Origin of the sequence: Actinobacillus capsulatus DSM 19761 (assembly GCF_000374285.1) — a bacterium.
GTDB lineage: Bacteria > Pseudomonadota > Gammaproteobacteria > Enterobacterales > Pasteurellaceae > Actinobacillus > Actinobacillus capsulatus.
In genome coordinates, this window is record NZ_KB893939.1 from 75,312 (window position 1) to 101,354 (window position 26,043).

Annotated in this window: 21 protein-coding genes and 3 pseudogenes; 12 read left to right on the forward strand and 12 right to left on the reverse strand. The window is 38.8% G+C overall.

What is annotated here, in order from left to right; translation table 11 throughout:
* Positions 1-2: 2 nt before the first annotated feature.
* The 3 genes and pseudogenes from C228_RS14650 to metK all read right to left on the reverse strand — a co-directional run.
* Positions 3-350 (reverse strand): annotated as a pseudogene (locus C228_RS14650) (glycerol-3-phosphate regulon repressor); the annotation flags it as partial.
* Positions 339-715, reverse strand: a pseudogene (locus C228_RS14655) (lyase family protein); the annotation flags it as partial. The pseudogenes C228_RS14655 and C228_RS14650, both read right to left, overlap by 12 nt.
* Before the next feature lie 149 nt (positions 716-864).
* A complete protein-coding gene (metK, locus tag C228_RS0107750; protein ID WP_018652088.1) occupies positions 865-2,010 on the reverse strand; it encodes a methionine adenosyltransferase in 1,146 nt (381 codons plus the stop codon).
* A 218-nt stretch (positions 2,011-2,228) separates the two neighbouring features.
* Here metK and C228_RS0107755 point away from each other — a divergent pair, with 218 nt between their 5' ends.
* From C228_RS0107755 to argE, 5 genes are all read left to right on the forward strand, one after another.
* On the forward strand, positions 2,229-3,122 hold the full coding sequence (locus C228_RS0107755; RefSeq protein WP_018652089.1) for a homocysteine S-methyltransferase family protein: 894 nt from the start codon (positions 2,229-2,231) through the stop codon (positions 3,120-3,122).
* Positions 3,123-3,214: 92 nt separating this feature from the next.
* Entirely contained in the window at positions 3,215-4,630 is a 1,416-nt protein-coding gene (locus C228_RS0107760) for a basic amino acid/polyamine antiporter (protein WP_018652090.1), read from the forward strand.
* A gap of 95 nt (positions 4,631-4,725) precedes the next feature.
* The gene (locus tag C228_RS0107765) at positions 4,726-6,126 is read left to right on the forward strand and encodes a basic amino acid/polyamine antiporter (RefSeq protein ID WP_018652091.1); all 1,401 of its coding nucleotides are present in this window, start codon (positions 4,726-4,728) and stop codon (positions 6,124-6,126) included.
* A gap of 13 nt (positions 6,127-6,139) precedes the next feature.
* Complete coding sequence (locus tag C228_RS0107770) at positions 6,140-6,919, forward strand: hypothetical protein (protein WP_018652092.1); 780 nt, start codon at positions 6,140-6,142, stop codon at positions 6,917-6,919.
* Between the two features lie 16 nt (positions 6,920-6,935).
* A complete protein-coding gene (argE, locus tag C228_RS0107775) occupies positions 6,936-8,078 on the forward strand; it encodes an acetylornithine deacetylase (RefSeq protein WP_018652093.1) in 1,143 nt (380 codons plus the stop codon).
* Between the two features lie 202 nt (positions 8,079-8,280).
* On the opposite strand, the gene C228_RS0107780 is transcribed toward argE, so the two are convergent.
* A complete protein-coding gene (locus C228_RS0107780) occupies positions 8,281-8,928 on the reverse strand; it encodes an OmpW/AlkL family protein (protein WP_018652094.1) in 648 nt (215 codons plus the stop codon).
* Positions 8,929-9,191: 263 nt separating this feature from the next.
* Between C228_RS0107780 and clpB the strand changes: the two genes are divergently transcribed.
* Positions 9,192-11,765, forward strand: a complete 2,574-nt coding sequence (gene clpB, locus C228_RS0107785) for an ATP-dependent chaperone ClpB (RefSeq protein ID WP_018652095.1) — start codon at positions 9,192-9,194, stop codon at positions 11,763-11,765.
* Positions 11,766-11,840: 75 nt separating this feature from the next.
* On the opposite strand, the gene aspA is transcribed toward clpB, so the two are convergent.
* The 5 genes from aspA to C228_RS0107810 all read right to left on the reverse strand — a co-directional run bounded on the left by aspA (position 11,841) and on the right by C228_RS0107810 (position 16,189).
* Complete coding sequence (gene aspA / locus C228_RS0107790; RefSeq protein ID WP_018652096.1) at positions 11,841-13,268, reverse strand: aspartate ammonia-lyase; 1,428 nt, start codon at positions 13,266-13,268, stop codon at positions 11,841-11,843.
* Between the two features lie 140 nt (positions 13,269-13,408).
* The gene (locus C228_RS0107795) at positions 13,409-13,690 is read right to left on the reverse strand and encodes a DUF1294 domain-containing protein (RefSeq protein ID WP_018652097.1); all 282 of its coding nucleotides are present in this window, start codon (positions 13,688-13,690) and stop codon (positions 13,409-13,411) included.
* A 74-nt stretch (positions 13,691-13,764) separates the two neighbouring features.
* Complete coding sequence (locus C228_RS0107800; protein ID WP_018652098.1) at positions 13,765-14,610, reverse strand: DMT family transporter; 846 nt, start codon at positions 14,608-14,610, stop codon at positions 13,765-13,767.
* A gap of 9 nt (positions 14,611-14,619) precedes the next feature.
* Positions 14,620-15,276, reverse strand: coding sequence for a serine O-acetyltransferase (locus C228_RS13465; protein WP_018652099.1), 657 nt, complete (start codon positions 15,274-15,276; stop codon positions 14,620-14,622).
* 13 nt (positions 15,277-15,289) lie between these two features.
* The gene (locus C228_RS0107810; RefSeq protein WP_018652100.1) at positions 15,290-16,189 is read right to left on the reverse strand and encodes a PLP-dependent cysteine synthase family protein; all 900 of its coding nucleotides are present in this window, start codon (positions 16,187-16,189) and stop codon (positions 15,290-15,292) included.
* Between the two features lie 133 nt (positions 16,190-16,322).
* Here C228_RS0107810 and C228_RS0107815 point away from each other — a divergent pair, with 133 nt between their 5' ends.
* Positions 16,323-17,717, forward strand: coding sequence for an aminotransferase-like domain-containing protein (locus C228_RS0107815; protein ID WP_018652101.1), 1,395 nt, complete (start codon positions 16,323-16,325; stop codon positions 17,715-17,717).
* Between the two features lie 76 nt (positions 17,718-17,793).
* Here the strand turns inward: C228_RS0107815 and purM are convergent, their stop codons facing one another.
* Positions 17,794-18,831 (reverse strand): phosphoribosylformylglycinamidine cyclo-ligase, encoded by a 1,038-nt coding sequence (gene purM / locus C228_RS0107820; RefSeq protein ID WP_018652102.1) that lies wholly within the window; start codon positions 18,829-18,831, stop codon positions 17,794-17,796.
* Between the two features lie 296 nt (positions 18,832-19,127).
* Between purM and C228_RS0107825 the strand changes: the two genes are divergently transcribed.
* The 4 genes from C228_RS0107825 (at position 19,128) to C228_RS0107840 (ending at position 22,153) form a co-directional block, all read left to right on the forward strand.
* Positions 19,128-20,264, forward strand: a complete 1,137-nt coding sequence (locus tag C228_RS0107825; RefSeq protein WP_018652103.1) for a family 20 glycosylhydrolase — start codon at positions 19,128-19,130, stop codon at positions 20,262-20,264.
* Positions 20,265-20,411: 147 nt separating this feature from the next.
* Positions 20,412-21,080, forward strand: a complete 669-nt coding sequence (queC, locus tag C228_RS0107830; RefSeq protein WP_018652104.1) for a 7-cyano-7-deazaguanine synthase QueC — start codon at positions 20,412-20,414, stop codon at positions 21,078-21,080.
* Complete coding sequence (queD, locus tag C228_RS0107835) at positions 21,073-21,495, forward strand: 6-carboxytetrahydropterin synthase QueD (RefSeq protein WP_026313241.1); 423 nt, start codon at positions 21,073-21,075, stop codon at positions 21,493-21,495. The genes queC and queD overlap by 8 nt, the downstream gene beginning before the upstream one ends.
* Positions 21,496-21,520: 25 nt before the next feature.
* The gene (locus tag C228_RS0107840) at positions 21,521-22,153 is read left to right on the forward strand and encodes a 7-carboxy-7-deazaguanine synthase QueE (RefSeq protein ID WP_018652106.1); all 633 of its coding nucleotides are present in this window, start codon (positions 21,521-21,523) and stop codon (positions 22,151-22,153) included.
* A gap of 71 nt (positions 22,154-22,224) precedes the next feature.
* Here C228_RS0107840 and C228_RS13470 read toward each other — a convergent pair.
* Both C228_RS13470 and pepA read right to left on the reverse strand, forming a co-directional pair.
* Positions 22,225-22,920 (reverse strand): annotated as a pseudogene (locus C228_RS13470) (MFS transporter).
* Between the two features lie 237 nt (positions 22,921-23,157).
* On the reverse strand, positions 23,158-24,657 hold the full coding sequence (gene pepA / locus C228_RS0107860) for a leucyl aminopeptidase (RefSeq protein ID WP_018652109.1): 1,500 nt from the start codon (positions 24,655-24,657) through the stop codon (positions 23,158-23,160).
* Positions 24,658-25,018: 361 nt separating this feature from the next.
* Here pepA and C228_RS0107865 point away from each other — a divergent pair, with 361 nt between their 5' ends.
* Positions 25,019-25,840 (forward strand): hypothetical protein, encoded by an 822-nt coding sequence (locus C228_RS0107865; RefSeq protein WP_018652110.1) that lies wholly within the window; start codon positions 25,019-25,021, stop codon positions 25,838-25,840.
* The last annotated feature ends 203 nt before the right edge of the window (positions 25,841-26,043 follow it).

Here is a 26,043-nt window from a genome sequence, read left to right on the forward strand (position 1 = left end):
AATTATGCACAAATATGTAAATTCACGTTAGACGTGGCTAAATGTTGTTGTAATTCTAACGGCAAAGGGCTATCCGTAAATAGATCATCGACCTCTCGAATGTCGCCTAAACGTACAATCGCACGGCGGCTAAATTTGGAATGATCGGTCACTAAACAGACGCGTCTGGCACTTTCCATTAACGCTCGTTTGACTTGCACCTCGTGATAATCGTAGTCAAGCATTGAGCCGTCTTGGTCGATGGCACTAATGCCAAGAATGCTGAAATCAAGGCGGAACTGACTGATAAAATTGACAGTCGCCTCGCCGATAATCCCCCCGTCCGTGCGTAAATTTCCACCAGCGATGGTGCGTTGCTTGAAGTGGTTAAGGGCGATTAGCCCCACAAATCACGGTCGAAGTCGATCAAAATCGTATTGAAACGGGCAACACAATCGAAAAATTCGGCGATGTAGTCGTACGATTCTATTTGGGTGGTAAACGGATTCCAATTCACGCCCAACGAAGTCACAAATTCTTGGCTAAATGTGTGCCAGTCGATCTCTGGGTAAGCTGAAAAATGGGCGTTATAATTGCCTACCGCTCCGTTAATTTTGCCAAGAATTTCAAGCTGTTGCAGTTGTTGATATTGGCGTTTTAAGCGATACGCCACGTTCGCCATTTCTTTGCCGAGCGTAGCCGAGTTTGCCGGCTGACCGTGAGTGCGAGAGAGTAACACCTACTCGACAAAGACGATTTCAAACCCGTGGTGGTCGAAATTGCGGAGAGGAAGCGATAAGCTAAACAAACGGTAGAAGGGTAAATGTTTTGCAAGGACAGCCATAAAAAACGATCCTCAAGAGGATCGTTTTTTATGGCAAGGGGTTAGAGGCTGACTCTCAATGCTTCGGCTTTGTCGGTTTTTTCCCACGGGAAATATTCACGTCCGAAGTGACCGTAAGCCGCCGTTTCACGGTAGATTGGGCGGATTAAATCTAACATTTGGATCAAGCCGTAAGGACGGAGGTCGAAATGTTCACGCACCAAACGCACCAACACTTCATTGCTCACTTTGCCGGTGCCGAAAGTTTCCACCATAATGGAGGTTGGATCGGCGACCCCGATGGCGTACGAGAGCTGGATTTCACAACGATCCGCCAAGCCTGCCGCCACGATATTTTTCGCCACATAGCGCGCCGCATAAGCCGCCGAGCGATCTACTTTGGACGGATCTTTACCCGAGAACGCCCCTCCGCCGTGACGAGCCGCACCACCGTAGGTATCCACGATGATTTTACGCCCCGTCAAACCGCAGTCGCCCATTGGCCCACCGATCACAAAACGCCCCGTTGGGTTGATGAAGTATTTGGTGTTTTGGCTCAACCATTCGCTTGGTAAAATCGGCTTGATGATCTCTTCCATCACACCCTCAAACACGGTTTTTTGATCCACGTGTTCGGCGTGCTGGGTGGAAAGCACTACCGCATCAATGCCCTTGATTTTGTTATCTTCATAGATGAAAGTGAGCTGGCTTTTCGCATCAGGGCGTAGCCAGTCGAGTTTGCCCGATTTACGCACTTTCGCTTGCTGTTCCATTAGGCGGTGAGCGTAGGTGATCGGTGCTGGCATTAGCACGTCCGTTTCGTTGGTCGCATAGCCGAACATAATCCCTTGGTCGCCCGCCCCTTGCTCTAACGGATCCGCACGGTCAACACCTTGGTTAATATCCGGCGATTGTTTACCAATCGCATTTAATACCGCACAAGAATGCGCATCAAAGCCCATATCAGAATGGGTATAGCCGATGTCGCAGATCACTTGACGGGTTAAGTTTTCGATATCCACCCATGCAGACGTAGTGATTTCACCGCCAACTAACGCCATACCGGTTTTTACATAAGTTTCACAAGCCACACGTGCTTTCGGGTCTTGTTTTAAAATTTCATCTAACACCGCATCCGAGATTTGGTCTGCAATTTTATCCGGATGTCCTTCTGATACTGATTCTGAAGTAAATAAATTAATCGCCATTGTAATTATCCTTTGGTCATACCTTTATATAGGCAGGAGCTTTGCTCCCTCACTAAAATTTACAAGCGGTCAAAAATCACAAAATATTTGCAAAATCCGACCGCTTATATTAAATTCTTTTGGAAGTTTTTCCATCTAGACGTCTATAATATATTTTTTAAACATCTAAGGCAAACTATTTTTCAACTTTACTTCTAAATGATTTTATAAGGCAAAATATGGCAACCACAATTTTAGACGGCGGTATGAGCCGTGAGTTAATGCGTTTAAACGCACCTTTTAAACAGCCGGAATGGTCGGCTTTATCCCTTTATGAAAAACCGTCTGCCGTGCAACAAGTCCACGAAGATTTTATCGCAAACGGCGCAGAAGTGATTACGACCAACAGCTATGCGGTTGTGCCATTCCATATTGGCGAACAACGCTTTAGTGCAGACGGTAAAATGCTTGCCGATTTAGCCGGTCGTTTGGCAAAACAAGCGGTTAAAAATAGCGGAAAATCTGCAAAAATTGCCGGTTCATTGCCGCCGATGTTCGGCTCTTACCGTGCTGACTTGATTCAAGCGGATCGTTTTGCGGAAATTGCTCAACCGATTATTGACGGGCTTTCACCTTATGTTGATATTTGGTTATGCGAAACGCAAAGTGCGATTATTGAACCGACTTCAATTAAGCCGTTATTGCCAAAAGATGAGCGCCCGCTTTGGGTTTCGTTTACCTTAACTGATGATGAGCCGACACCGGAGCCTCAGCTACGTTCCGGCGAGCCAGTAGCTCTTGCGATTGAAAAAATGGTGGAATTAGGCGTTGATGCGATTTTATTTAACTGCTGCCAGCCGGAAGTGATTGAGCAAGCACTAGCAATAACCCAATCTATTCTAAAAGAAAAAAATGCGACACATATCCAAACCGGTGCATATGCAAATGCGTTTGCGCCACAACCGAAAGATGCAACCGCCAATGATAGTTTAGACGAAGTACGTAAAGATTTAGACCCTCAAGCCTATCTTGCGTGGGCGCAAAAATGGACAGCACAAGGCGCAACCATTGTCGGTGGCTGTTGCGGTATTGGGATCGAATACATCAACACACTAGCGAAACATTTAAAATAACAGGATAAGCGGTCAAAATTGGCAATTTTTTTGCAAAAAATCCGCAAAATTTAACCGCTTGTATCAAACACAACATCAAAATAAGGGCAATTATGTCAAACAAAAAAATTGGGTTACTTTCTTTAACCGCACTGGTTCTCAGTTCGATGATTGGTTCCGGGATTTTCAGCCTACCGAAAAATATGGCGGCAGTCGCCGGCGGTGAGGCGTTAATTCTCGGCTGGATCATTACCGGTATCGGAATTATTTTCCTTGGGCTTTCTTTCTTCTTTATTTCTCGTTTGCGTCCGGATTTAGACGACGGTATTTATACTTATGCACGTGAAGGCTTTGGCGATTTAGTCGGTTTTCTCTCCGCTTGGGGTTACTGGTTGTGTGCAACGATCGGGATTGTCGGCTATTTAGTGGTGGCATTTGAAGGGATTGGTTCATTTACCGATACGGAATCCAATATTATTTTCGGACAAGGTAACACGCTTACTTCTTTTATTGGCGCTTCAATTATCGTGTGGTTAGTTCACGCTTTGGTAGCTAGTGGTGTTAAAGAAGCGGCAACAGTAAACTTGATTGCAACTTTTGTTAAAGTGTTCCCGCTCGTGCTATTTATCGGTTTAGCGATTTGGTATTTCAGAGGCGAAACCTTTAACCAAGATCTGCAAGGCGCAACATTGAATAATAGTGTGTCGGAGCAGGTTAAAAACACGATGTTAATTACCCTTTGGGTATTTACCGGTGTGGAAGGTGCGTCGGTATTGTCCGCACATGCGAAAAAGAAAAGTGATGTCGGTTTAGCCACTGTTTTCGGTATTTTAATTGCCTTAGTTTTATACATTGCGATTACCGTGCTTTCACTGGGTACTTTACCGCGTGAAACCATTGCAGCGATGTCTAATCCGTCAATGGCAGGTTTATTAGAAACGATGATCGGTTCAAGCGGTAAGATTTTAATTACTTTTTGCTTAATTGTGTCGGTGCTTGCTTCTTATGTAAGCTGGACAATGTATTCAGCAGAAGTGCCTTATCGTGGTGCTAAAAACGGCGCATTCCCGAAAATTTTAGATAAATTGAATGCGAATGAAGTGCCGATTAACTCACTTTGGTTTACCGGTTTTGTGGTGCAATTCTGTTTGTTCCTTGTGTTATTAACCGGTAAAAGTTACAACGCTTTATTACTTATTTCTACTTCAATGATCCTTGTACCTTATTTTCTAATCGGTGCATATTTATTGAAACTGTCATTCCAACAAAATTCAGCGTGGTATATAAAACTGACCGGTTTTATCGCATCAATTTACGGTTTATGGATTGTCTATGCGGCGGGTCTAGACTACTTATTATTATCAGTATTACTTTATACGCCCGGCATTGGCTTATTCCTTTACTCACGCTATCAACATCAAGGAAAAACATTAAATCTCTCGACTTTTGAGAAAATTTTATTAGTGCTTATCGGCTTCTTGTTTATTTGGGCGGTTTATAACAGTTTCACAAACGTTGATTGGGGCTAAAAAGATAACATCCTCTAATGTTTCAATATTAGGGGATTTTTTATTTTTATGATAAATTATGCAATTTGTGTGAATAACAATTATAAGGACATTGCATGTCAAAAGGCAAAATCGGTCTCTTTTCTTTAACCGCATTAGTACTTAGCTCGATGATCGGTTCCGGTATTTTTAGCCTTCCGCAAAATATGGCGGAAGTTGCCGGTGCGCAAGCGCTATTGATCGGCTGGTTAATTACCGGTATCGGTATCATTTTTTTAGGCTTATCTTTCTTCTTCCTTTCTCGTATTAAACATGAGTTAGAAGGTGGCATTTACACCTACGCTCGCGAAGGGTTTGGCGATTTTGTCGGTGGCGTATCGGCTTGGGGTTACTGGCTCTGTACTGCGATAGGCAGCGTAGGCTACTTAGTCGTCGCTTTTGAAGGACTTGGGACTTTTGTTGACAGTGAAAATCATACCATTTTTGGACAAGGCAATACTGTTGCTTCCATTTTAGGTGCTTCGGCAATTGTTTGGTTAGTCCATCATCTGATTGCACGAGGCATCCGAGAAGCTGCATTTGTGAATTTAGTTGCGACAATTGTTAAAACTTTACCGCTATTCTTATTTATCGGCTTAGCGATTTGGTTCTTTTCACCTGACCAATTTGTACAAGATTTCAACGGCAGTAAATTGGGCGAAAACACCTTAGAACAAGTAAAAGGTACGATGCTGATCACCCTTTGGGTGTTTGTCGGGGTGGAAGGTGCTTCGGTACTTTCCGCACACGCGAAAAAGAAAAGTGATATCGGCTTAGCTACCATTCTAGGTATTTTGATTACCTTGGTTCTCTATGTGTCAATTACGGTATTATCGCTTGGTATCTTACCTCGTGAAGTAATTGCCGAAATGCCGAACCCGTCTATGGCAGGTTTAATGGAACAAATGATGGGTGCTGGCGGTAAGATCATTATCACTTTCTGCTTGATTGTGTCGGTATTAGCTTCTTATATGAGCTGGACGATGTTTTCATCGGAAATTCCTTACCAAGCGGCAAAAACCAAAGTATTCTCGAAATTATTAAACCGTACTAATATTAACGGTACACCGATTGCCAGCTTATGGTTAACCAATATTACGATTCAAATTAGTCTGTTACTTGTTTTGTTTACCGGCAAAGGCTACAGTATGCTAATTCAGCTTTCGACCACCATGATTTTGGTGCCTTATTTTTTAGTCGGCGCTTATTTATTCAAAGTGGCAATGAAACAAAACGAAGCATGGTATATCAAACTGACCGGTGCGATGGCGTCAATTTACGGTTTATGGATTGTCTATGCTGCGGGGTTAGACTACTTATTATTATCAGTTGTGTTATATATGCCGGGCGTTCTTTTATTTTTCCACGCACGTTATAAAAATACCGGTAAATTACAGCTGACTAAGTCGGAACTGTTATTGCTCGCTATTATTTTACTGCTATTTGTTGGAGCGATTTACACGCTTATCACTCAATAATTCAGGAACAGACATGAAAACAGACTTTGCAGGAAAAGCGGTCGCTTTTCTTCGAATTTTTGCAAAAAAAATCGTTGAAATTTCACGTCAATTACAGGAATTCTTTCATAACGGATCATTTGGGGTTGCCGTTTATCCATTTTTTATGCACCCACTCATTCGTGGTAGTGGTCGTTTTGTCGTTATTTTATTAGCCGCTCTGCTTTCATTTATGGGCGTGTTCTACCTGTTTGCCGAGTTTGTAGTTAACCTCTTTAGCGAATCATCACTCATCAGTTATATTCGACATACAGTGTTAGAGTTACTGATTCCTTTCGGTACGATTATTGACGGAAAAACCAATACCTTTTCACCGTTATCGCAAGTAATGAATGCGATTTTTAGCTTGCAGGGATTAGCTTTTGTAATTGCATATCTTACCGTGATCGTGCAGCTATCTCGTCGTAAATATTGGTTATTAGCGCTTATTTTTGCGGCTTTCTTTAGTATTGGAATGAGTTTAATACCTTCATCACAAGCTAAAATCACTGCCGGAGGGTTACAAAATTTAGGGGCAAGTCTAACCTATTTATTCGGAAATTTGGCAATTCTTATAGCAGGTATTGATATTGTAAAACCCCAACTGTTATGGTTACGCAGATTTGCCCTACAAGCCGGTACAATCGGAATACTATGTATTTTGATAACGATTTTCCTCCCGAATATCCTTACCCCAATACTTGAACGAGTGGCCATCTATGCGATTATGATTTGGGAAATCCTCGCCGGTATTGCAATGTTAAAACGCAAATAAAAAAGAGAAAAAGATTATGGCAAACACAAAATTCATCGAACGTTACCGCAATTTAATTACGATTCCGACTATTTCCAGTTTAGAAGCGGCGGAAGATCAATCTAATAAGCGACTTATCGAATTACTAGCAACTTGGCTTGCCGATTTTGGCTTTAAAACAGAGATTATCCGAGTAGAAGGCAGCCGTAATAAATATAATTTATTAGCCACTTACGGTGAGGGCGAAGGCGGTTTATTATTAGCCGGACATACCGATACCGTGCCGTTTGACGAAGGGAAATGGACATTTAACCCGTTTGTCTTAACCGAACAAAACGGCAAATTCTACGGCTTAGGCACGGCTGATATGAAAGGCTTTTTTGCGTTTATTGTCGATGTAGTCAGCCAAATTGATTTAAGTAAATTGACTAAACCGTTACGCATCTTAGCCACAGCCGATGAAGAAACCACTATGCTTGGAGCCAGAACCTTCGCTCAACATACGCATATTTGCCCTGATTGTGCGATTATCGGCGAACCGACCTCTTTAAAACCGATTCGAGCGCATAAAGGTCACGTTGGCGAAGCGGTGAGAATTACCGGCAAAAGCGGTCATTCAAGCGATCCGGATCGTGGCATTAATGCAATTGAATTAATGCATCAAGCGACCGGTTATCTGATGAATATGCGTAATCAGCTACGTGAAAAATATCATAATGATCTGTTTAAAGTGCCATATCCGACGATGAACTTCGGCAATATTCACGGTGGCGATGCGATTAACCGTATTTGTGCCTGCTGTGAATTACAATTCGACATGCGCCCGTTACCAAACCTACCGGTGGAAGATTTATATGCAATGGTCAATGAAAATCTGAAACCAATGTTGGAACAATACGGCGATCTAATTGAAATTCGCCATTTACATGACGGCATTCCCGGCTATGAATGTGAACATTCAGCACAAGTAGTACAAGTGGTTGAAAAACTGTTAGGCGAAAAATGCGATGCGGTAAACTATTGTACCGAAGCGCCATTTATCCAACAGCTTTGCCCTACCTTGGTTTTAGGCCCGGGTTCGATTGAGCAAGCTCACCAACCTGATGAATTTTTAGAAACCAAATTTATCGAACCGACCCGAGAGTTACTTAGCAAACTGATTCATCATTTCTGCTTATGAAGCATAAAGAGAATGACCGCTATCCAATTTGGTAAGCGGTCATTTTTGATTAAAATTTTGCATATTTATTCAAATATATCTATGCACTCCCTATGCAGACATATCAATGCAAAATTTGAGAGCTTCCTTGCCTCCTCCCAAGAATAGGGCAAACAACTATTACGTAGAGAGATGACTAAATAGCCGTTTGCTCACATTCTTATTAGAAGTTGATTCCAAAACCTGCAAATAATACTACCGGATCAAGTTTTAATTTCACTTCGTGTTTTGCACCTAACGCATCAAATTTTGCAGTCGTTTTAATACGTGTGTACCATGCAGCCGCATTAAAAGAAAGTTTATCGGTTAATTTCACATCCACACCAAGGTTTGCAACCGGCGCAAATGAGTGTTTTTTCACTTCTAAATTGGTTACTGCTGCATGAGTTGATTTTGCATTAAAGAAACGTGTGTAATTTAAACCCGCCCCAACATACGGACGCACAGTCGAATCTGCATTAAAAAAATAGTATTGTGCATATAAACTTGGCGGTAATTGTTTAACAATCGCTACACGACCTAAACCTAAATTTAAAGCCGGCACGTTTGCATTAATTTTATGCGAGAACGGAGTTGCACCTAATAATTCTATCGCCACGTTATCCGTAAACATATAAGTTGCGGTTAAACCTAATTGTTGGTTATTTTTCACTTTTAAATCTACTTGAATCGGCGTTTTAGTCGTTGATTCTGAATTTGCATTTACTCTTACCACACCGGCACGAACAACAACATCACCCGCTTGATGCGCCACTGCTGAACCAGCTAATAACGTCCCACTTAACATCACTGCCAACGCTACTTTTTTCATTTTGACCTCTAATTTGTTGTGATTGAAAATAAAAAGGTAACCAATCTGTTACCTTGATAACATTTTAAGAACAGTTCCGATAAATTTTATTGACGAAAATCAAAAAAAACACAAAGTAATACCTATAACTGGGTATTTATTCCTTTTTTGTGATCTTTTTCACATTTTAACTTGAAATAAATTCGACTAGCTCCATTTATTAAAGCGTTGAAGCAAGTATAAATCTTGCTCGATATAGATTAATGAAATTTAGGAGTAAAAATATGAATTTCGAAAAATTTACTACCAAACTGCAAGAAGCCCTTGCAGAAGCACAATCGTTAGCTATCGGAAAAGACAATAACTATATTGAACCGGCACATTTACTTTATGCGTTAGTAAAACAGCAAGACGGTTCCATCGCCCCATTATTCACCGCACTCAATGTGCAACCGCAACGAATATTGAGTGAATTAGAGACGATTTTAAACCGTTTACCGACCGTATCCGGCGGTACAACTCAACCGTCAAAACAGCTGATTCACCTGTTAAATCAATGTGATAAATTGGCACAACAATTCGGCGACAGCTTTATTTCCTCGGAATTATTCGTGCTTGCCGCACTAGATGATAATGGTGATTTAGGTAAATTATTAAAACAATTTGGCTTAACTAAAGAGAAAGTAAACAACGCAATCAGCCAAATTCGAGGAGGAGAAACCGTGAATAATCAAAACGCAGAAGAAACCAGACAAGCACTTCAAAAATATACGATTGATCTGACCGAGCGTGCCAAAGCCGGGAAATTAGATCCAGTCATCGGGCGTGATGAAGAAATCCGCCGTGCGGTACAAGTTTTACAACGTCGTACTAAAAATAACCCTGTATTAATCGGTGAACCGGGCGTTGGTAAAACTGCGATCGTAGAAGGCTTGGCACAGCGTATTGTAAACGGTGAAGTGCCGGAAGGTTTAAAAAATAAACGTGTGCTTTCTCTTGATATGGGCGCATTGATTGCTGGTGCAAAATATCGTGGTGAATTTGAAGAACGTTTAAAAGCGGTACTGAATGAATTAGCTAAAGAAGAAGGTCAGGTTATCTTATTTATTGATGAAATTCATACTATGGTCGGTGCGGGTAAAACAGACGGCGCAATGGATGCAGGTAACTTGCTCAAACCGTCTCTTGCTCGTGGCGAATTGCATTGCGTTGGCGCAACTACGCTAGATGAATACCGTCAATATATCGAAAAAGATGCGGCGCTTGAACGTCGTTTTCAAAAAGTGTTAGTTGATGAGCCGACAGTGGAAGATACGATTGCGATTTTACGTGGTTTAAAAGAACGTTACGAAATCCACCACCACGTACAAATTACCGATCCGGCAATCGTGGCAGCGGCAACGCTTTCACATCGCTATATTTCTGATCGTCAGTTACCGGATAAAGCGATCGATTTAATTGATGAAGCGGCGTCCAGTTTACGTATGGAAATTGACTCTAAACCTGAGCCGTTAGACAAACTTGAACGCCGTATCATTCAGCTTAAATTGGAACGCCAAGCGTTACAAAAAGAGGAAGATGAAGCAAGCCGTCAACGTCTTGCAAAATTAGATGAAGAATTGACCGCTCGTGAGCGTGAATATTCTGAATTGGAAGAAGTGTGGAAAGCGGAAAAATCTGCTCTTCTCGGCACGCAACATATCAAAACTGAGTTAGAAAATGCCCGTATTGAAATGGATCAAGCTCGCCGTGAAAGTAACTTCGAGAAAATGTCCGAATTGCAATACGGCAAAATCCCAGCATTGGAAAAACAACTTGCAGAAGCGGTAAAACGTGAGGAAGAAGGCGGAGAGAATCAGCTACTTCGTACCAAAGTTACCGATGAAGAAATTGCAGAAGTACTTTCTAAAGCGACTGGTATTCCGGTTTCCAAAATGATGGAAGGCGAGAAAGAAAAACTGTTGCGTATGGAAGAAGTGTTACACAGCCGTGTCATCGGGCAAAATGAAGCGGTGGAAGCGGTGGCAAATGCGATTCGCCGTAGTCGTGCCGGATTGTCGGATCCGAATCGCCCGATCGGTTCGTTCTTATTCCTTGGTCCGACCGGGGTCGGTAAAACCGAACTTTGCAAAACTCTAGCAAATTTCTTGTTTGATGATCCTGATGCGATGGTACGTATCGACATGTCAGAATTTATGGAAAAACACAGCGTTTCTCGTTTAGTCGGCGCCCCTCCGGGCTATGTCGGTTATGAAGAGGGTGGTTACTTAACCGAAGCGGTTCGTCGCCGTCCATATTCGGTCGTACTACTTGATGAAGTGGAAAAAGCACACCCTGATGTGTTTAATATCTTGCTTCAAGTGTTGGATGATGGTCGTTTAACCGATGGTCAAGGTCGTACGGTAGATTTCCGCAATACGGTAGTGATTATGACATCAAACTTAGGTTCGCATTTAATCCAAGAAAATGCTTATAAAGGATATGATGTTGTTAAAACGATGGTGATGGAAGTTGTCGGTCAGCATTTCCGTCCAGAGTTTATTAACCGTATTGATGAAACCGTTATGTTCCATTCATTAGGTCAAGAACATATTCGTGCGATTGCTCGTATTCAATTACAACGTTTAATCGCTCGCCTTGCGGAACGCGGTTACGAAGTAACGGTTACTGATGCGGCATTAGACCATATCGGCAAAGCCGGTTTTGACCCATTATTCGGCGCAAGACCGCTCAAACGTGCAATTCAGCAAGAGCTTGAAAATCCACTTGCACAACAGATCTTAAGCGGCAAATTATTACCGAACAGCCCTGTTGTGGTGGACTATCAAAATGACCAATTAAGCATTAGTAACAACTAATCTTCCATAAACAAGCGGTCGAATTTGCAGAAAATTTTGCAAATTCGACCGCTTATCTATTTATACCACTAAACTCTACTCTTCTTCCGTAAATTTCGCCGCTTTATAAGTCGGGTTCATTAAGTTTTCAACTGAAAGAATATCATCTAATTGCGCTTCAGTGAGTAAAGCGCGTTCTAATACCACTTCGCGTACGCCTCTGCCGGTTGTTGCACAGATTTTACCGACAACATCACCGTTATGGTGACCGATAAACGGATTGAGGTAAGTCACAATACCGATTGAGTTAAACACGAAGTTTTCACAGATTTCTTTATTTACCGTGATACCATCAATACATTTATCACGTAAATTCACACAAGCGTTGGCAAGAATCTCGATAGATTCAAACATGGCTTGACCGATTACCGGTTCCATTACGTTTAATTGTAACTGTCCCGCTTCTGCAGCAAAGGTAATTGTTGTATCGTTACCAATCACTTTAAAGCACACTTGGTTAACTACTTCCGGCACAACTGGGTTTACTTTCGCCGGCATAATTGAAGAACCTGCTTGTAATTCCGGTAAATTGATTTCATTTAAACCGGCACGTGGACCTGATGAAAGTAAACGTAAGTCGTTACATACTTTTGAAAGTTTCACTGCAGTACGTTTTAATGCACCGTGAACCATCACATAAGCACCACAGTCTGAAGTCGCTTCAATTAAGTTGTCCGATAATACACAAGGTAAACCTGCTACTTCTGCTAAATATTTAACCGCTAATTCAGGATAACCTTCCGGTGTATTTAAACCGGTACCGATTGCTGTAGCACCTAAATTCACTTCTAACAATAATTTAGCGGTACGTTTTAAATTACGTACTTCTTCTTCCAATAATACTGCAAAGGCTTTAAATTCTTGACCAACTGTCATCGGCACGGCGTCTTGTAATTGGGTACGCCCCATTTTTAGCACATCTTTAAATTCTTCCGCTTTCGCTTCGAAGCCTTTTTGTAGGTAACGTACTTTTTTAATTAAATGTAAGATACTGTTATAGACCGCAATACGGAAACCAGTTGGATAAGCATCATTAGTTGATTGGCTCGCGTTCACGTGATCCATTGGATTAATCACGTTATATTCGCCTTTTTTATGTCCGAGTAATTCTAACGCTAAATTCGCCACTACTTCATTGGTATTCATATTTACCGATGTACCTGCTCCGCCTTGATATACATCAGAAGGGAACTGATCCATACAGCGGCCTTTTACTAAGATCTCATCACAAGCTTCTATAATTGCTCTCGCGACTTTTTTCGGAATAGCTCCAAGCTCACCATTTGCTAATGCGGTTGCTTTTTTTACCATCACCATACCGCGCACAAATTCCGGTACATCTGAAATGGTATTTTTTGAAATATTAAAATTCTCAACAGCTCTTAGTGTGTGGATTCCCCAATAAGCATCGGCAGGCACTTCTCTTTCACCTAATAAATCCACTTCAACACGTACGTTATTCATATACTCACCTCAAAAATAAAAAATAATAGGTATTAAATCCGGTGGAGATCATAACGATTTAGCATAAAAAGAAATGTGATCTAAGTCACATTTCATCTAATAGAGTGTAGGATATAAATTAAGGTTTCGGATTAGAAATTCTAATGATTAAAAATGAGGAAGTAGTAACATGCCGGTAACACAATCAGCCAAAACAAAGTGGAAACAATCACTGCCGCATGAAACTGCCAATGTTTAGTTTTATGGCGAATATATTTCATTGCGAGAAAAGTCCCGATAAATCCTCCGGAGAAACAGAGAAAAAATAAATTGGACTCGGGAATACGCCACGCTTTGTTAACCGATTTTTGCTTATCGGCATACATCAGATAAAAGCTGAGTAAATTAATAACGATAAAATAAATTGAGAGAAAGATAAGCATTGTAAAAATTTCCGAAAAAAAGACCGCTTGTAGTATAGCCCACAAGCGGTCCGATTTTTTAGTTTTTTTAAAAATTACTTCTTATTTGCTATATATAAACCGATAAGAACAATAAAAACACCGATAATTTCTTTTACAGAAAGATTTTCATTAAAAATAAAGTAAGCATATATCGCAGAAATAATCGGCTGAGTTAATACTAACAACGATGCGTAACTCGCCTGAATCTTTCCTAAACAATAGCTCAGCCCTCCTTGTCCTAAAATCTGGGATAATAATGCTAAACCGATTAAGGGGTAAAAATCGCTAAATGTATAGGGAATATAAATGCCTTCTAATAATAAAGACACGGGTAAAAGTACAATTAGACATCCTATACTTGCATAACTCATTAAATGAATTGTAGAAATTTTACTTCTAAGTTTATATACAGTAACAATAAACAACCCATAAAATATAGATGTTAATATTGCTAGTCCATCACCCTTGAAATTTTCAGGCGTCGGATTAATTTTTCCACTCATCAATACAAAAATACCGACCAAAATAATTCCACCACCTATTAAAAAATCTTTTGATACTTTCTCTTTATAAATAAAATATAAAACAGGCACGACTGTAAATGGAACTAAATTTGCTAACAAGTTTGCATTTGCTACCGTTGTATATGAAAAAGAAATATTCCATAAAATGAGGTCTAGTGCTAAAAAAGCCCCCGCAAAAATAGCAATAATTTTTTCTGATAAGCACATTTTATATTCATTACTACTATATTGAGATAACATAAAAAATATAGGTAGTGAAAATAATACTCTGTACATTCCTGTTGTTATTGGTGGAAATTGGCTTAACTTAACAAAAATACCACCTAACGCTAAGCAACAAATTGATAATAATACAAATAATATATAACGATTCATTTTATCCTCTTATAATTTGTTTTCTGATTTAAGTAATACAGTATGATTTGCCGGAATATCTTCTGTTATCATACAATTAGACCCAATAAATACGTTATCACCAATATTTATTGGCCCAAATAGTCTGGCAAATGAACCTATTTGTACATTATTACCTAATTTAGGGTGCCTAACTTCCTTAGGATTATTTGATATTCCTCTTGCTCCCAATATCACTCCCCCTAAAATATAGTTGTCATCTCCAATTTCTGCCGTTTCGCCAATAACAGTTCCAATACCATGATCAAGAATAAATCTAGCACCTATTTTAGCAAAAGGATTAATTTCAGCCCCAGACAAAATTTTACCTTTTGCAGATAACATTAATGCATATTGATACTTTTTTTCTTGAAAAGTAAAATCTTCAAAATCTGTTAATAAAAAAATTGCATGTGCAATTCTGTAATATAATATTGCCTTATAAGATGTATATCCGTATAAAATATTTTTTGGTTCACCTTTAGATGCTGGGTCCTTTCTAGAAAAAGCTAATAAATCATCCAGAATTTTTTTTATCAAAAAATTTCGATCTAACACATTAAATAAATCACGTATAAAAATACTATCTACAGTCTCATATAAAATATGATTAACAATTAATTCTATTTCATCTTTTAGGTTACACATAAACACCTCCGAATTATCTTAAATGAGGTAAATAGCTCTTACCACTATCAGGAGCAACTGTTACAATATTATAACTTTTAGGAAATTGCCGAGAGAGTTTTAACGATGCTAAAATATTTGCCCCTGAAGATAAACCGACAAAAATCCCCTGATTCATAGCTAATATAGATATTAATTCTAATACCTCATCATATCGAACAGAAATCATTCCGTTTAGAATAGATTTATTAAAAAATACAGATTCAATTCCTACACTAATTGCTTCTATTTTATGAGAAATCGTTTTATTATTTAGATAATCGCAACCATCCGGCTGAACCCCATATATAGCGATTTGAGAATTAAATTCTTTTAAACGCTTGCTGATTCCCCCTATTGTGCCACCACTTCCTATACCTGCGACAAAACAATGAATATTACCATTTAATTGAGAAATTATTTCTTTGCCAGTCCCTAAATAATGAGCTCTAGGGTTAGAAAAATTATGAAATTGATCTAAATGGTAAAAACTCTTATCCTCTTCAAGTAATTTATTTGCCAAACGGATATGTGATCCAACACCTGTTTTATGATCAGAAAGTATAATCTTTGCACCATACTGCTTTAATACATTAATTTTCTCTTGGCTGAAGTTATCCGGTATAACTAAAGTTAAATCATACCCTCTCATAGATGAAATAAAGGCTAACCCCATCCCCGTATTTCCACCTGTGGCTTCTAATAAAGCCATCCCTGGTTTTAGCTTTCCTTTATTCTCCGCATCAATAATCATTTGGTAAGCAACTCTAGACTTAATACTTCCAGCTGGGTTAAACTCTTCCAACTTCACATAAACATTTGCATATTTATCGCCAAAAATATTTTTTATTTTGACTAACGGTGTATTTCCCATATATTCTTCTAAGTTATACATATTTTTTCCTTTAAGATGTTGTTGATACTTGTTTACTATACTGAATAAATTCAACTTATGACCTATACAATCAGTACATATAAAAAATAACTGTATAGGAAATTTTTCTATACAATTTCAAATGGACTAACGCATGAAGAAAAAAACAAGAGTTCAAGAGGTTTGTGAATGGGTAGTAGATAAAATTGAACGAAATATTTATTTACCTAGGCAAAAAATTCCTTCGATTCGCCAATTAGCTCAAAAATTAGATGTATCTACGTTTTCTGTTGCTCAAGGGTATGATTTATTAGTATCAATGGGACATATCAAATCGATAAGCGGCTCAGGATTTTTTGTTTGTGAAAAGCAATGTTCTTTGCCTGAGATAAATTTAGCCCCTACTTTGATTAATAATGTTAATGATACCGGCTGGCTAATGAGCCATCTCTTTAGCGAGCTTCCCAAAAATAAAGCCTCAGGAAGTGGATTATTGCCGGATGAATGGCTCATTGATGCTGGGATTATTTCAAATGCAATCAGAAAATCCGCTAAAGAAGCTCATAGTTTTATTTATTCATATGGGCATATTCAAGGTTACCAACCCTTACGAGAATTATTTTCCACACAATTAGATAATATAGGTATAAACATAAACCCGAATACGGTCATTACAATGCCCGGCGTTTCTTCTGCTATACAGACAGTATTAAGAGAAGTTGTGAGAGAAGGCGATTATGTTATCGTTGATGATCCTAGCTGGTTTTGGTTATTAGGCTGTCTACATCAATTAAATATTAAAGTAGTAAGTGTACAAAGAGATAGCAATGGACCAAATATAGAACAGTTAGAAAGCCTCTTCCAGAACTATAAGCCCAAATTATATATTACAAATAGTATTCTAAATAACCCTACATCTTATAATATCTCACCATCCATAATGTACAAAGTATTAGGTTTACTACATAAATATGATGCCTACTTATTAGAGGATGATGTTTACAGCCACCTAGAGGATTCCAGAAAAACATTACGTTATGCCTCTTTAGATCAATTAGAACGTGTTTTTTATGTTACGGGAGTATCTAAAATACTTGGTGCAAATTGGAGAGTCGGTTTTTTATGTGTCCCACAAAATTTTCTGCAGCCCATACTCAAACAAAAAATGCTATCTAATATGACAAGTACAGAATTAACCGAAAGAGCGATCCATAAAATTTGGCTTCACCCTCAATATAAAAAACATATTGAGGAAATGAAGATCAAACTAACTAAAAAACATGAGTATCTAAAAAAAGAATTAGAAGCGATTGGTATTGAGTATCCAAAAGAAGGCAATATTGGAATATTTTTATGGATTAATACATATCTAGATACAACAAAGATGGCATTAGAGGCAAGTAAAGAGGAATTTTTATTAGCTCCGGGATATTTATTTTCTCAACATTCTGATTTTTCTACCTACTTACGCTTAAATGTAACCCGAACCGATAAAGAATTTATTGATTGGTTGCACACTTATAAGTTAAATCATAAAGCTAGGGAATAAGTGTACTAGATAAAATGTGCAAAAAACCGCTTGTAGTATAGCCACAAGCGGTTTGATTTTTTAGTTTTTTTGCAGATTAGATGATTTCAACTTGTTCTGAGCCATCACCTAAGTTTTCAATTTTACCAATTACCCAAGCGTTTTCACCCGCTTGTTTTAATACAGCTAATGCAGTTTCCACATCTTTTTCCGGTAATGCAATTACCATACCTACACCACAGTTAAAGGTACGATACATTTCATAACGACTGATATTACCTTTTTCTTGTAACCATTTAAATGCTGCCGGCCATTCCCATGACTTTTCATCGATCACTGCTTTTACGGTTGCCGGTAACACACGAGGAATATTTTCCCAGAAGCCGCCGCCGGTTAAGTGAGCGATCGCATGCACATCCGCTTGTTTAATCAATTGAAGCACTGATTTTACATAGATTTTTGTTGGTGCGAGTAAATGCTCGCTTAATAATTTACCGTCTAAAGTATCTGTTGCTGGATTTGTACCGCTAACTTCAATCACTTTACGGATTAATGAATAACCGTTTGAGTGTGGGCCGCTTGAGCCTAATGCGATTAACACATCACCGGCTTTAACAGCAGAACCGTCAATAATCTCAGATTTTTCTACAACACCGACACAAAAACCGGCTAAATCGTAGTCACCTTCGTGGTACATACCCGGCATTTCTGCGGTTTCACCACCGACTAATGCACAACCCGAAATTTCACAGCCATCTGCGATACCTTTAATTACGTCTGCTGCAACATCAACTTCTAATTTACCGGTTGCATAATAATCTAAGAAGAACAAAGGTTCTGCACCTTGTACCACTAAATCATTTACACACATTGCCACTAAGTCTTGACCAATAGTATCGTGTTTGTTCAAATCAATCGCTAAACGTAACTTAGTCCCTACACCATCAGTACCTGATACTAAAATTGGTTCTTTATATTTAGTCGGTAATGCACATAATGCACCGAAACCTCCTAAACCACCCATCACTTCCGGACGGCGAGTGCGTTTAACATCCGCTTTGATACGTTCAACCAATTCATTGCCTGCGTGAATATCAACGCCTGCGTCTTTATAGCTAAGTTGTGTGTTGCTCACGATTAACCTCAACAGAAAATAAAAAATTTGCTCTATTGTACCACAAGGCAAACGTTTGCGTTAATCAATTAACATAAAACTTACATCGATAAGACAAACTTTAACCTGTTTTACCTAAATCCCTTGCACTCTTCCTTACAATAGTCTTTTCTTAGACCTGAAATCAGATAAAATAAACGCCTATCATTTAAACAAATGAACAAGTAAAAAAATGATATTTTCAATATTATAAATAAGAAGAATTATTTTAAATTGTTATTGTCAGACATACACCCTTATTTAATTAGCAAACACCTATGAAAAAAATAATCTCATTACTGACTTTAATTTTTATCGGATTACTTTCCTCCTGCTCATCATCAACCGTTAATGCAATGAATCATTCACAAATAAAAGAAGCGGGGCTAACGCTTGATATTGCCCGCCGTTTCTATCCAGTTGAAACCATAAAACAATTTATCGATACAATTCATCATGCCGGAGGCACATTCTTACACTTACACTTTTCTGACCATGAAAATTATGCTTTAGAAAGTACTTATTTAGATCAATTGGAAGCAAATGCGATAGTTAAAGACGGTACTTATTATAATCCTACAACCAATAAGCCTTTTTTAACGTATAAACAGATTAACGATATTATTTATTATGCGAAAAGCAAAAATATCGAATTAGTACCAGAAGTCGATACGCCGAATCATATGACGGCAATATTTCGACTACTTGAGGCTAAACACAGTAAGGATTACGTCAAAAGGCTAAAATCCAAAATGAATGATGAAGAAATTGATATCACAAATCTTGAATCCATTGAAGTCATTAAAACACTTATTGCCGAAGTGATTTATATTTTTGGCCATGCCAGCGAACATTTTCATATTGGTGGTGATGAATTCGGTTATAGCGTAGAAACTAATCATGAATTTATTACTTACGTAAATACACTCAATCAATTTATTAACAACAAAGGCAAAATTACTCGAATTTGGAATGACGGTTTAATTAAGAATAATTTAAATCAATTAAATAAAAATGTAGAGATCACTTATTGGAGTTATGATGGCGACGCTCAAGAAAGCCAAGATATTGCAGAACGCCGTAAAATTCGAGTAAACTTGCCGGAATTACTCGAAAACGGTTTTAAAGTATTAAATTATAACTCGTATTATCTTTATTTTGTGCCGAAAGGTAATGCCAATATTACACATGACAGTAAACATGCAACCGAAGATGTATTAAAGAATTGGAAACTCGGTTTATGGGATGGGCAGAATAAAGAAAATATAGTTGAAAATACCAAGAATATTATCGGTTCTTCGCTTTCTATCTGGGGTGAACATTCCGGCTCGTTAAGTAGTGCGGTGATCGAGGAATCCACCCAAGAGCTTTTAAAAGCCGTGATTCAAAAAACCAATGATCCGAAATCGCATTAGAAAACGATTGAAAATTCTGCTATTATAGCTTCTCGACAAGCGGTCTCTTTTTGCAAAAAAATTGCAAATTCAGACCGCTTATTCTTTCGTGGTTCGAAAACCTCCCACGCCAAAGACACTCTTTGAAATCAAAACTAAGGATACAAAATGAATTCAACTCCAAAAGCCGTCGTGATTTTTTCCGGCGGGCAAGACTCCACTACTTGCCTTTTCCAAGCCATTCAAGAATTTAGCGTGGAAAATGTTGAAGTGGTTACCTTTCAATATGGTCAGCGCCATGCGATTGAACTGGAAAAAGCCACATGGATAGCTAAAGATCTCGGCGTGAAACAAACGCTGATTGATATTTCCGTGATCAAAGCCATCACTTCCAACGCAATGATGGAAGAACGCGAAATTAAGCAAGAAGGTAATACGCCAAATACCTTTGTTGATGGTCGTAACGCACTGTTTTTACTCTACACCGCTATTTATGCTAAAGGACAAGGTATCCAAACCATTTTTACCGGTGTATGTGAAACCGACTTTAGCGGTTATCCTGATTGTCGAGATGTGTTTGTGAAGTCGATGAATGTGACCCTCAATCTTGCGATGGACTATAACTTCAATATTCGCACACCGCTGATGTACCTTACTAAAAAACAGACATGGGAATTAGCCGATAAACTCGGTGCGTTCGACTATATCAGACAACATACCCATACTTGCTATTTAGGTGTGGAAGGCGGTTGTCACACTTGCCCAAGCTGCGTGTTACGTGAAAAAGGGCTTAATGAGTATTTATCAGAAAAAACAAGCGGTCAAAAAAATGTTTAAAATTGCAAAAGAATTTAGTTTCGATATGGCGCATATGCTCGATGGACACGACGGCAAATGCCAAAACTTACACGGACACACTTATAAACTTCAGGTGGAAGTTAACGGTGACTTAATTGCAGAGGGAACGAAACGAGGCATGGTGATGGATTATTCCGATTTAAAATCGGTGGTAAAACGTGAAATATTAGACCCCATGGATCACGCCTATATCTACGATTTAAACAGCGATAGAGAAAGCCAAGTTGCCAAACTGTTAATCGATTTAAACTCTAAAGTTTACGGAATTCCAAGCCGCACGACAGCGGAAGAAATGGCAAAATATATGTTTGAAAAACTGGAAAAAGTCAATTTACCGGTCAGTTTAATTCGCCTTTGGGAAACGCCAACATCATATTGTGAATATTCACGATAATTGCAGGAAAAAAACTTGATTTATCATGACTGCGATTATTTATCCCAATATTGAATATCCGATTGTCGAAATCCTTGAAAGCCTGCAAGGTGAAGGCTTCAACACTGGCTTACCTTGCATTTTCGTGCGTTTAGGCAAATGTAATCTTGCTTGCCCGTGGTGTGATACCAACTATAACGAATACGAAAAATGGGGCGTGGTGAAAATTCTTGAACGAGTAAAATCTTATTCCGCCAAGAATATTATCATTACCGGTGGCGAGCCGACGATGTATGCCAATTTAAGCGTATTGCTTGATGTGTTTAAAGCGGAAGGTTATTGGTTAGCGATTGAAACGAATGGCTTAAAAACCGTCCCAAAACAAATTGATTATATCGCTACCAGTCCGAAACTGATGTATCAAGAAAAATACTTGAGAGAATGTATTTCGTTTGCCAACGAAGTCCGTATCGTAATGGATAAAGGCGATGTACAAGGTTTTTGTGAACAAATCGAAACACAAATTCGTGCCGAACATTATTATCTTTCGCCCTGTGAAATAAACGGAAAAATGAATTTGCTGGAAACCATTACCCAACTCGGTATTTTGAATCAACGTGCCAATAAACCCAAATGGCAATTGAGTTTACAAACACATAAATTGGTCGGCATTGAATAGTACCAATATGATAAAGGCATCAAAGCTCTCTCCGATGCCTTTTGCTTTAATCAGTATAAGAAATAATAAACTTATTCTGCTGATTTTTTATTGAATAAAGTGATTGCAATAAAACCGAACGCTAAGAAGCTAGAAGCAATAAGTGCATAGAAGCCACCGTCCCAGCCATATAAGTCCGCCAATTTACCCATTACCCAACCGGCACTTGCCGAACCTAATAGGTAACCGAATAAACCGGTTAACCCCGTTGCCGTACCTGTTGCACCTAAATTATGTGAAACATTCCACCAGCTCCACCAACTACCACGTTCCGATTTAGAGAACCAATTGGTCATCGTTTTAGCACCTGGCGAATATCCCATGCCTTAGAATCAACCGTTTAACGCAGCTAATACAATCATCATTGGAATAGATGCTAAAACACCCGGAACTAAACCGAAAATTAAACTAACAATTGCCGAACCGAGTAAACCAATGGTAATAAAATATTTTGGGTTTGAACGAGCCGATACGTTCCCCATCACAAATTTACTGATACCGTAAGCTAAAGATAATGCAACCCCAACCGTACCTAACTCTGCTTTAGAAAAACCATACTCCTAAATGAGGTACGGCATCGCAAGCGAGAAGTTTTTACGAATAAGATAATAAGCTGCATAACCGATAAACACGCTGGCAAATATTTACCAACGTAATTTTTTATACTCCGCATCAATCTCACCTGATTTTCTCGGTGCAGGCGGAGATGCCTTTAAGAACGAAAACATATAGGACTCCTTATTCATAAAATTGCAAAAACAACATAAACACACACAAAAGAAAATAAAAAATATCAAAATGTTTGATAACGAGCATTATATGTAAACTAAATCACTTCACAAGCTTACGAACTTAAACTAGATCAAACTTTTTACATAACAATACACATCCATCTTCCTATTGAACAAAAAGCCCTCAGATATCGCTACCTGAGGGCTTGTAAATTTTTATGAAAAATCAACCGCTTATTGATTATGTGCCTTATTAATCAAGAATTGGCTTAACAGTGAAACCGGTCTGCCAGTTGCACCTTTCGCCGCACCAGACTTCCAAGCTGTACCGGCAATATCTAAATGCGCCCAAGTATATTTTTTGGTGAAGTTTGATAAGAATTGCCCTGCGGTAATCGCTCCGCCTAAACGTCCGCCAATATTAGCAAGATCGGCAAAATTCGATTTAAGCTGCTCTTGATATTCTTCACCTAACGGTAGACGCCACGCTTTATCATCCGCTTGATCCGCCGCATTTAATAGATCGTTCGCCAATACATTACTGGTCGACATTAACCCACTGTTGTGCGCACCAAGCGCAATCATACAAGCACCTGTTAAGGTTGCAACATCAATCACTAATTCCGGTTCAAAACGTTCTACATAAGTTAACGTATCGCATAACACTAAGCGACCTTCCGCATCGGTATTTAATACCTCAACGGTTAAACCATTCATCGTCGTCAGAATATCGCTCGGTCGATACGCATTACCATCCGGCATATTTTCACAACCTGCTAAAACACCAATGACATTCAGTGGTAATTTCATTTCCGCTAACGCTTTCATCGTACCGTAAACCGAAGCAGCTCCGCCCATATCATACTTCATTTCATCCATTGAATCGGATGGTTTAATCGAAATACCGCCCGAGTCAAAAGTCAACCCTTTACCCACTAATACAATAGGTTTTGCATCCGGATTCGGGTGATTACGATATTCGATTACGGATAAATAAGCAGGATTTTGCGAACCACGAGAAACAGCTAAATAAGCATTCATTGATAATGAATCCATTTCAGCTTCATCAAGGATGCTGGTTTGAATACAATCATAATCTGCTGCCAAGCCTTTCGCTAATCCTGCTAAATAAGCCGGATTACATACATTTGGCGGGCAATTTGCTACATTTTTAGCACAAGCTACACCGGTTGAAACCGCTTTACCATGTTCTAGTGCTCTTTCCGCATCAGATAAATCTTTACGATTAGCCACATTGAAAATCACACGACGCAATTCTCGACGAACCTCAGGCTTAATGCTTTTGAAATCATTATAAGCATATAAACTTTCCTGAATGGCTTCTACGGCAAAACGTACATTCCAATAGGTTGAACGACCTTTCACATGCAGCTCGGTTAAGAAACAAACCGCTTCCATAGACCCCGTTTCATTAATGGTTTGTACCATTTTTTGGATAATTTGCTTATATTGACGTTCATTTAACTCTCGCTCTTTTCCGCAACCAACAAGCAATACGCGATCTGCGAGAACATTCGGTACGTTATGTAACAAAAGCGTTTGGCCTGCTTTACCCTCTAAATCGCCGCGTCTTAGTAAAGCACTAATATAACCTTCACTTAATTTATCTAATTGGTCTGCCGCCGCAGAAAGACGACGAGGCTCATATACGCCAACCACTAAACACGCAGTACGTTGTTTTTCTACGCTACCATTTTTTACGCTAAATTCCATCACTACCTCTTTATCTCAAATCGGTTAAGGCCAAAAGTAACGCTGAGTTACTCATATCACAAGTAACCTACCTATTTATTGTATAAATTACAAGTAGAAAATCGCAGAAATGCGAACTTCATCGAAAAATCACCTTATTTTGAAGAAAATAATAGTTTTTCTCAAAATACCATAAAGGATTCATAGGGTTAGTTATCTTAAATTTTTATAAAATACACCGAATAAAACTTATTTATGCGCACTTTTAAGCCCTTTGTCTTTTCAAGCTGTTGTTTTATACTAAGCAATCTATTATTTATGATGAATTTATCGGCAAAAAAATTGTCATAACAACCCCATAAAATCATAAATGGAACTCACGATGAAAAAATTAATGAATAAAACTTTTCTTACCGGTCTCGTATGCCTATTTGTCAATGCGCCAGTATTAGCAGACGACAATGCGTTATTTAATCGCTACGAGCAAGCAAAACTCCGTATTGCTTATGAAGGACAAGCGGGGGAATTATTACAACAATTAGCGCAACGCTTAAAAGTCGGCTTTATTACTTATGAGTTAGATACAACTCGTTTCGTATCGATTCCAAACAATGGTGAAGTAACGATTAAATCTCTTACTCAACAATTGGAATCACAATTACCGAACGCTGATATTCGTTTTGAAAAAATTGGCTCTCGTTTATTTTTAGTCGCATCGAATAAAGGTGGTGAACCACTAGTTGCTCAAAAACAAAGCACTGAACAATTTATTGGTGAAGCGATTTTCTCTTCTGATGAAGAATCAGCACCAGTTACTGTTACTACTTCGGCTACAACGCAAACTAATAATACTTCGACACAGACCAGTGAAAGCGCACAGAAATTGCAAAGTATTATTGATATAGTGACGAATAAAGAGGCGATTGCAAAATCAAAAAATAAAACGCCTCAATATCAAGTTGCCAGTAAAGAAAAGTTAGGTTTACAAAATATCCGAGTTACGCCTTTAGGGACTTTCTTAGTGTTTGCTGATAACGTTAATGTAAAAGCTTTACGTGTCACTGGCAAATTTGAAGATATCGCACAACATGATAATTTAATTGCTATCGTGCATAAAGAACGAGCGTCACCGGCAGAAATCGAAGTTACTGATAAGAATGGTAAGAAATTACTCTTAAAAAAATCAGTAGTAAAATATAAATGACCTAAAGCCCCAAACTTCGGGGCTTATTAATTTACCGACAAAGAAAATCCTTTCGTGATTTTTTAATGCAAAAAAGGTATGATTAACGACTTTTATAAGCGGTCTATTTTCACTCATTTTTTGCAAATATATCCCCTGTTCGGCAAACATTCGTCTGTGCACTTTTTTGTGCTAATGACAATGAGCGGAAACATATCATTTAC

Excerpts from the sequence above, each read along its gene's own strand:
- clpB (WP_018652095.1), top strand. The coding sequence starts at position 9,192 with ATGAATTTCGAAAAATTTACTACCAAACTGCAAGAAGCCCTTGCAGAA.
- C228_RS0107825 (WP_018652103.1), top strand. The coding sequence starts at position 19,128 with ATGAAAAAAATAATCTCATTACTGACTTTAATTTTTATCGGATTACTT.
- C228_RS0107780 (WP_018652094.1), bottom strand. The coding sequence starts at position 8,928 with ATGAAAAAAGTAGCGTTGGCAGTGATGTTAAGTGGGACGTTATTAGCT.
- C228_RS0107765 (WP_018652091.1), top strand. The coding sequence starts at position 4,726 with ATGTCAAAAGGCAAAATCGGTCTCTTTTCTTTAACCGCATTAGTACTT.
- C228_RS0107800 (WP_018652098.1), bottom strand. The coding sequence starts at position 14,610 with ATGAATCGTTATATATTATTTGTATTATTATCAATTTGTTGCTTAGCG.
- C228_RS0107770 (WP_018652092.1), top strand. The coding sequence starts at position 6,140 with ATGAAAACAGACTTTGCAGGAAAAGCGGTCGCTTTTCTTCGAATTTTT.
- queC (WP_018652104.1), top strand. The coding sequence starts at position 20,412 with ATGAATTCAACTCCAAAAGCCGTCGTGATTTTTTCCGGCGGGCAAGAC.
- C228_RS0107815 (WP_018652101.1), top strand. The coding sequence starts at position 16,323 with ATGAAGAAAAAAACAAGAGTTCAAGAGGTTTGTGAATGGGTAGTAGAT.
- C228_RS13465 (WP_018652099.1), bottom strand. The coding sequence starts at position 15,276 with ATGTGTAACCTAAAAGATGAAATAGAATTAATTGTTAATCATATTTTA.
- pepA (WP_018652109.1), bottom strand. The coding sequence starts at position 24,657 with ATGGAATTTAGCGTAAAAAATGGTAGCGTAGAAAAACAACGTACTGCG.
- C228_RS0107865 (WP_018652110.1), top strand. The coding sequence starts at position 25,019 with ATGAAAAAATTAATGAATAAAACTTTTCTTACCGGTCTCGTATGCCTA.
- argE (WP_018652093.1), top strand. The coding sequence starts at position 6,936 with ATGGCAAACACAAAATTCATCGAACGTTACCGCAATTTAATTACGATT.
- metK (WP_018652088.1), bottom strand. The coding sequence starts at position 2,010 with ATGGCGATTAATTTATTTACTTCAGAATCAGTATCAGAAGGACATCCG.
- aspA (WP_018652096.1), bottom strand. The coding sequence starts at position 13,268 with ATGAATAACGTACGTGTTGAAGTGGATTTATTAGGTGAAAGAGAAGTG.
- queD (WP_026313241.1), top strand. The coding sequence starts at position 21,073 with ATGTTTAAAATTGCAAAAGAATTTAGTTTCGATATGGCGCATATGCTC.
- C228_RS0107840 (WP_018652106.1), top strand. The coding sequence starts at position 21,521 with ATGACTGCGATTATTTATCCCAATATTGAATATCCGATTGTCGAAATC.
- C228_RS0107795 (WP_018652097.1), bottom strand. The coding sequence starts at position 13,690 with ATGCTTATCTTTCTCTCAATTTATTTTATCGTTATTAATTTACTCAGC.
- C228_RS0107810 (WP_018652100.1), bottom strand. The coding sequence starts at position 16,189 with ATGTATAACTTAGAAGAATATATGGGAAATACACCGTTAGTCAAAATA.
- C228_RS0107760 (WP_018652090.1), top strand. The coding sequence starts at position 3,215 with ATGTCAAACAAAAAAATTGGGTTACTTTCTTTAACCGCACTGGTTCTC.
- C228_RS0107755 (WP_018652089.1), top strand. The coding sequence starts at position 2,229 with ATGGCAACCACAATTTTAGACGGCGGTATGAGCCGTGAGTTAATGCGT.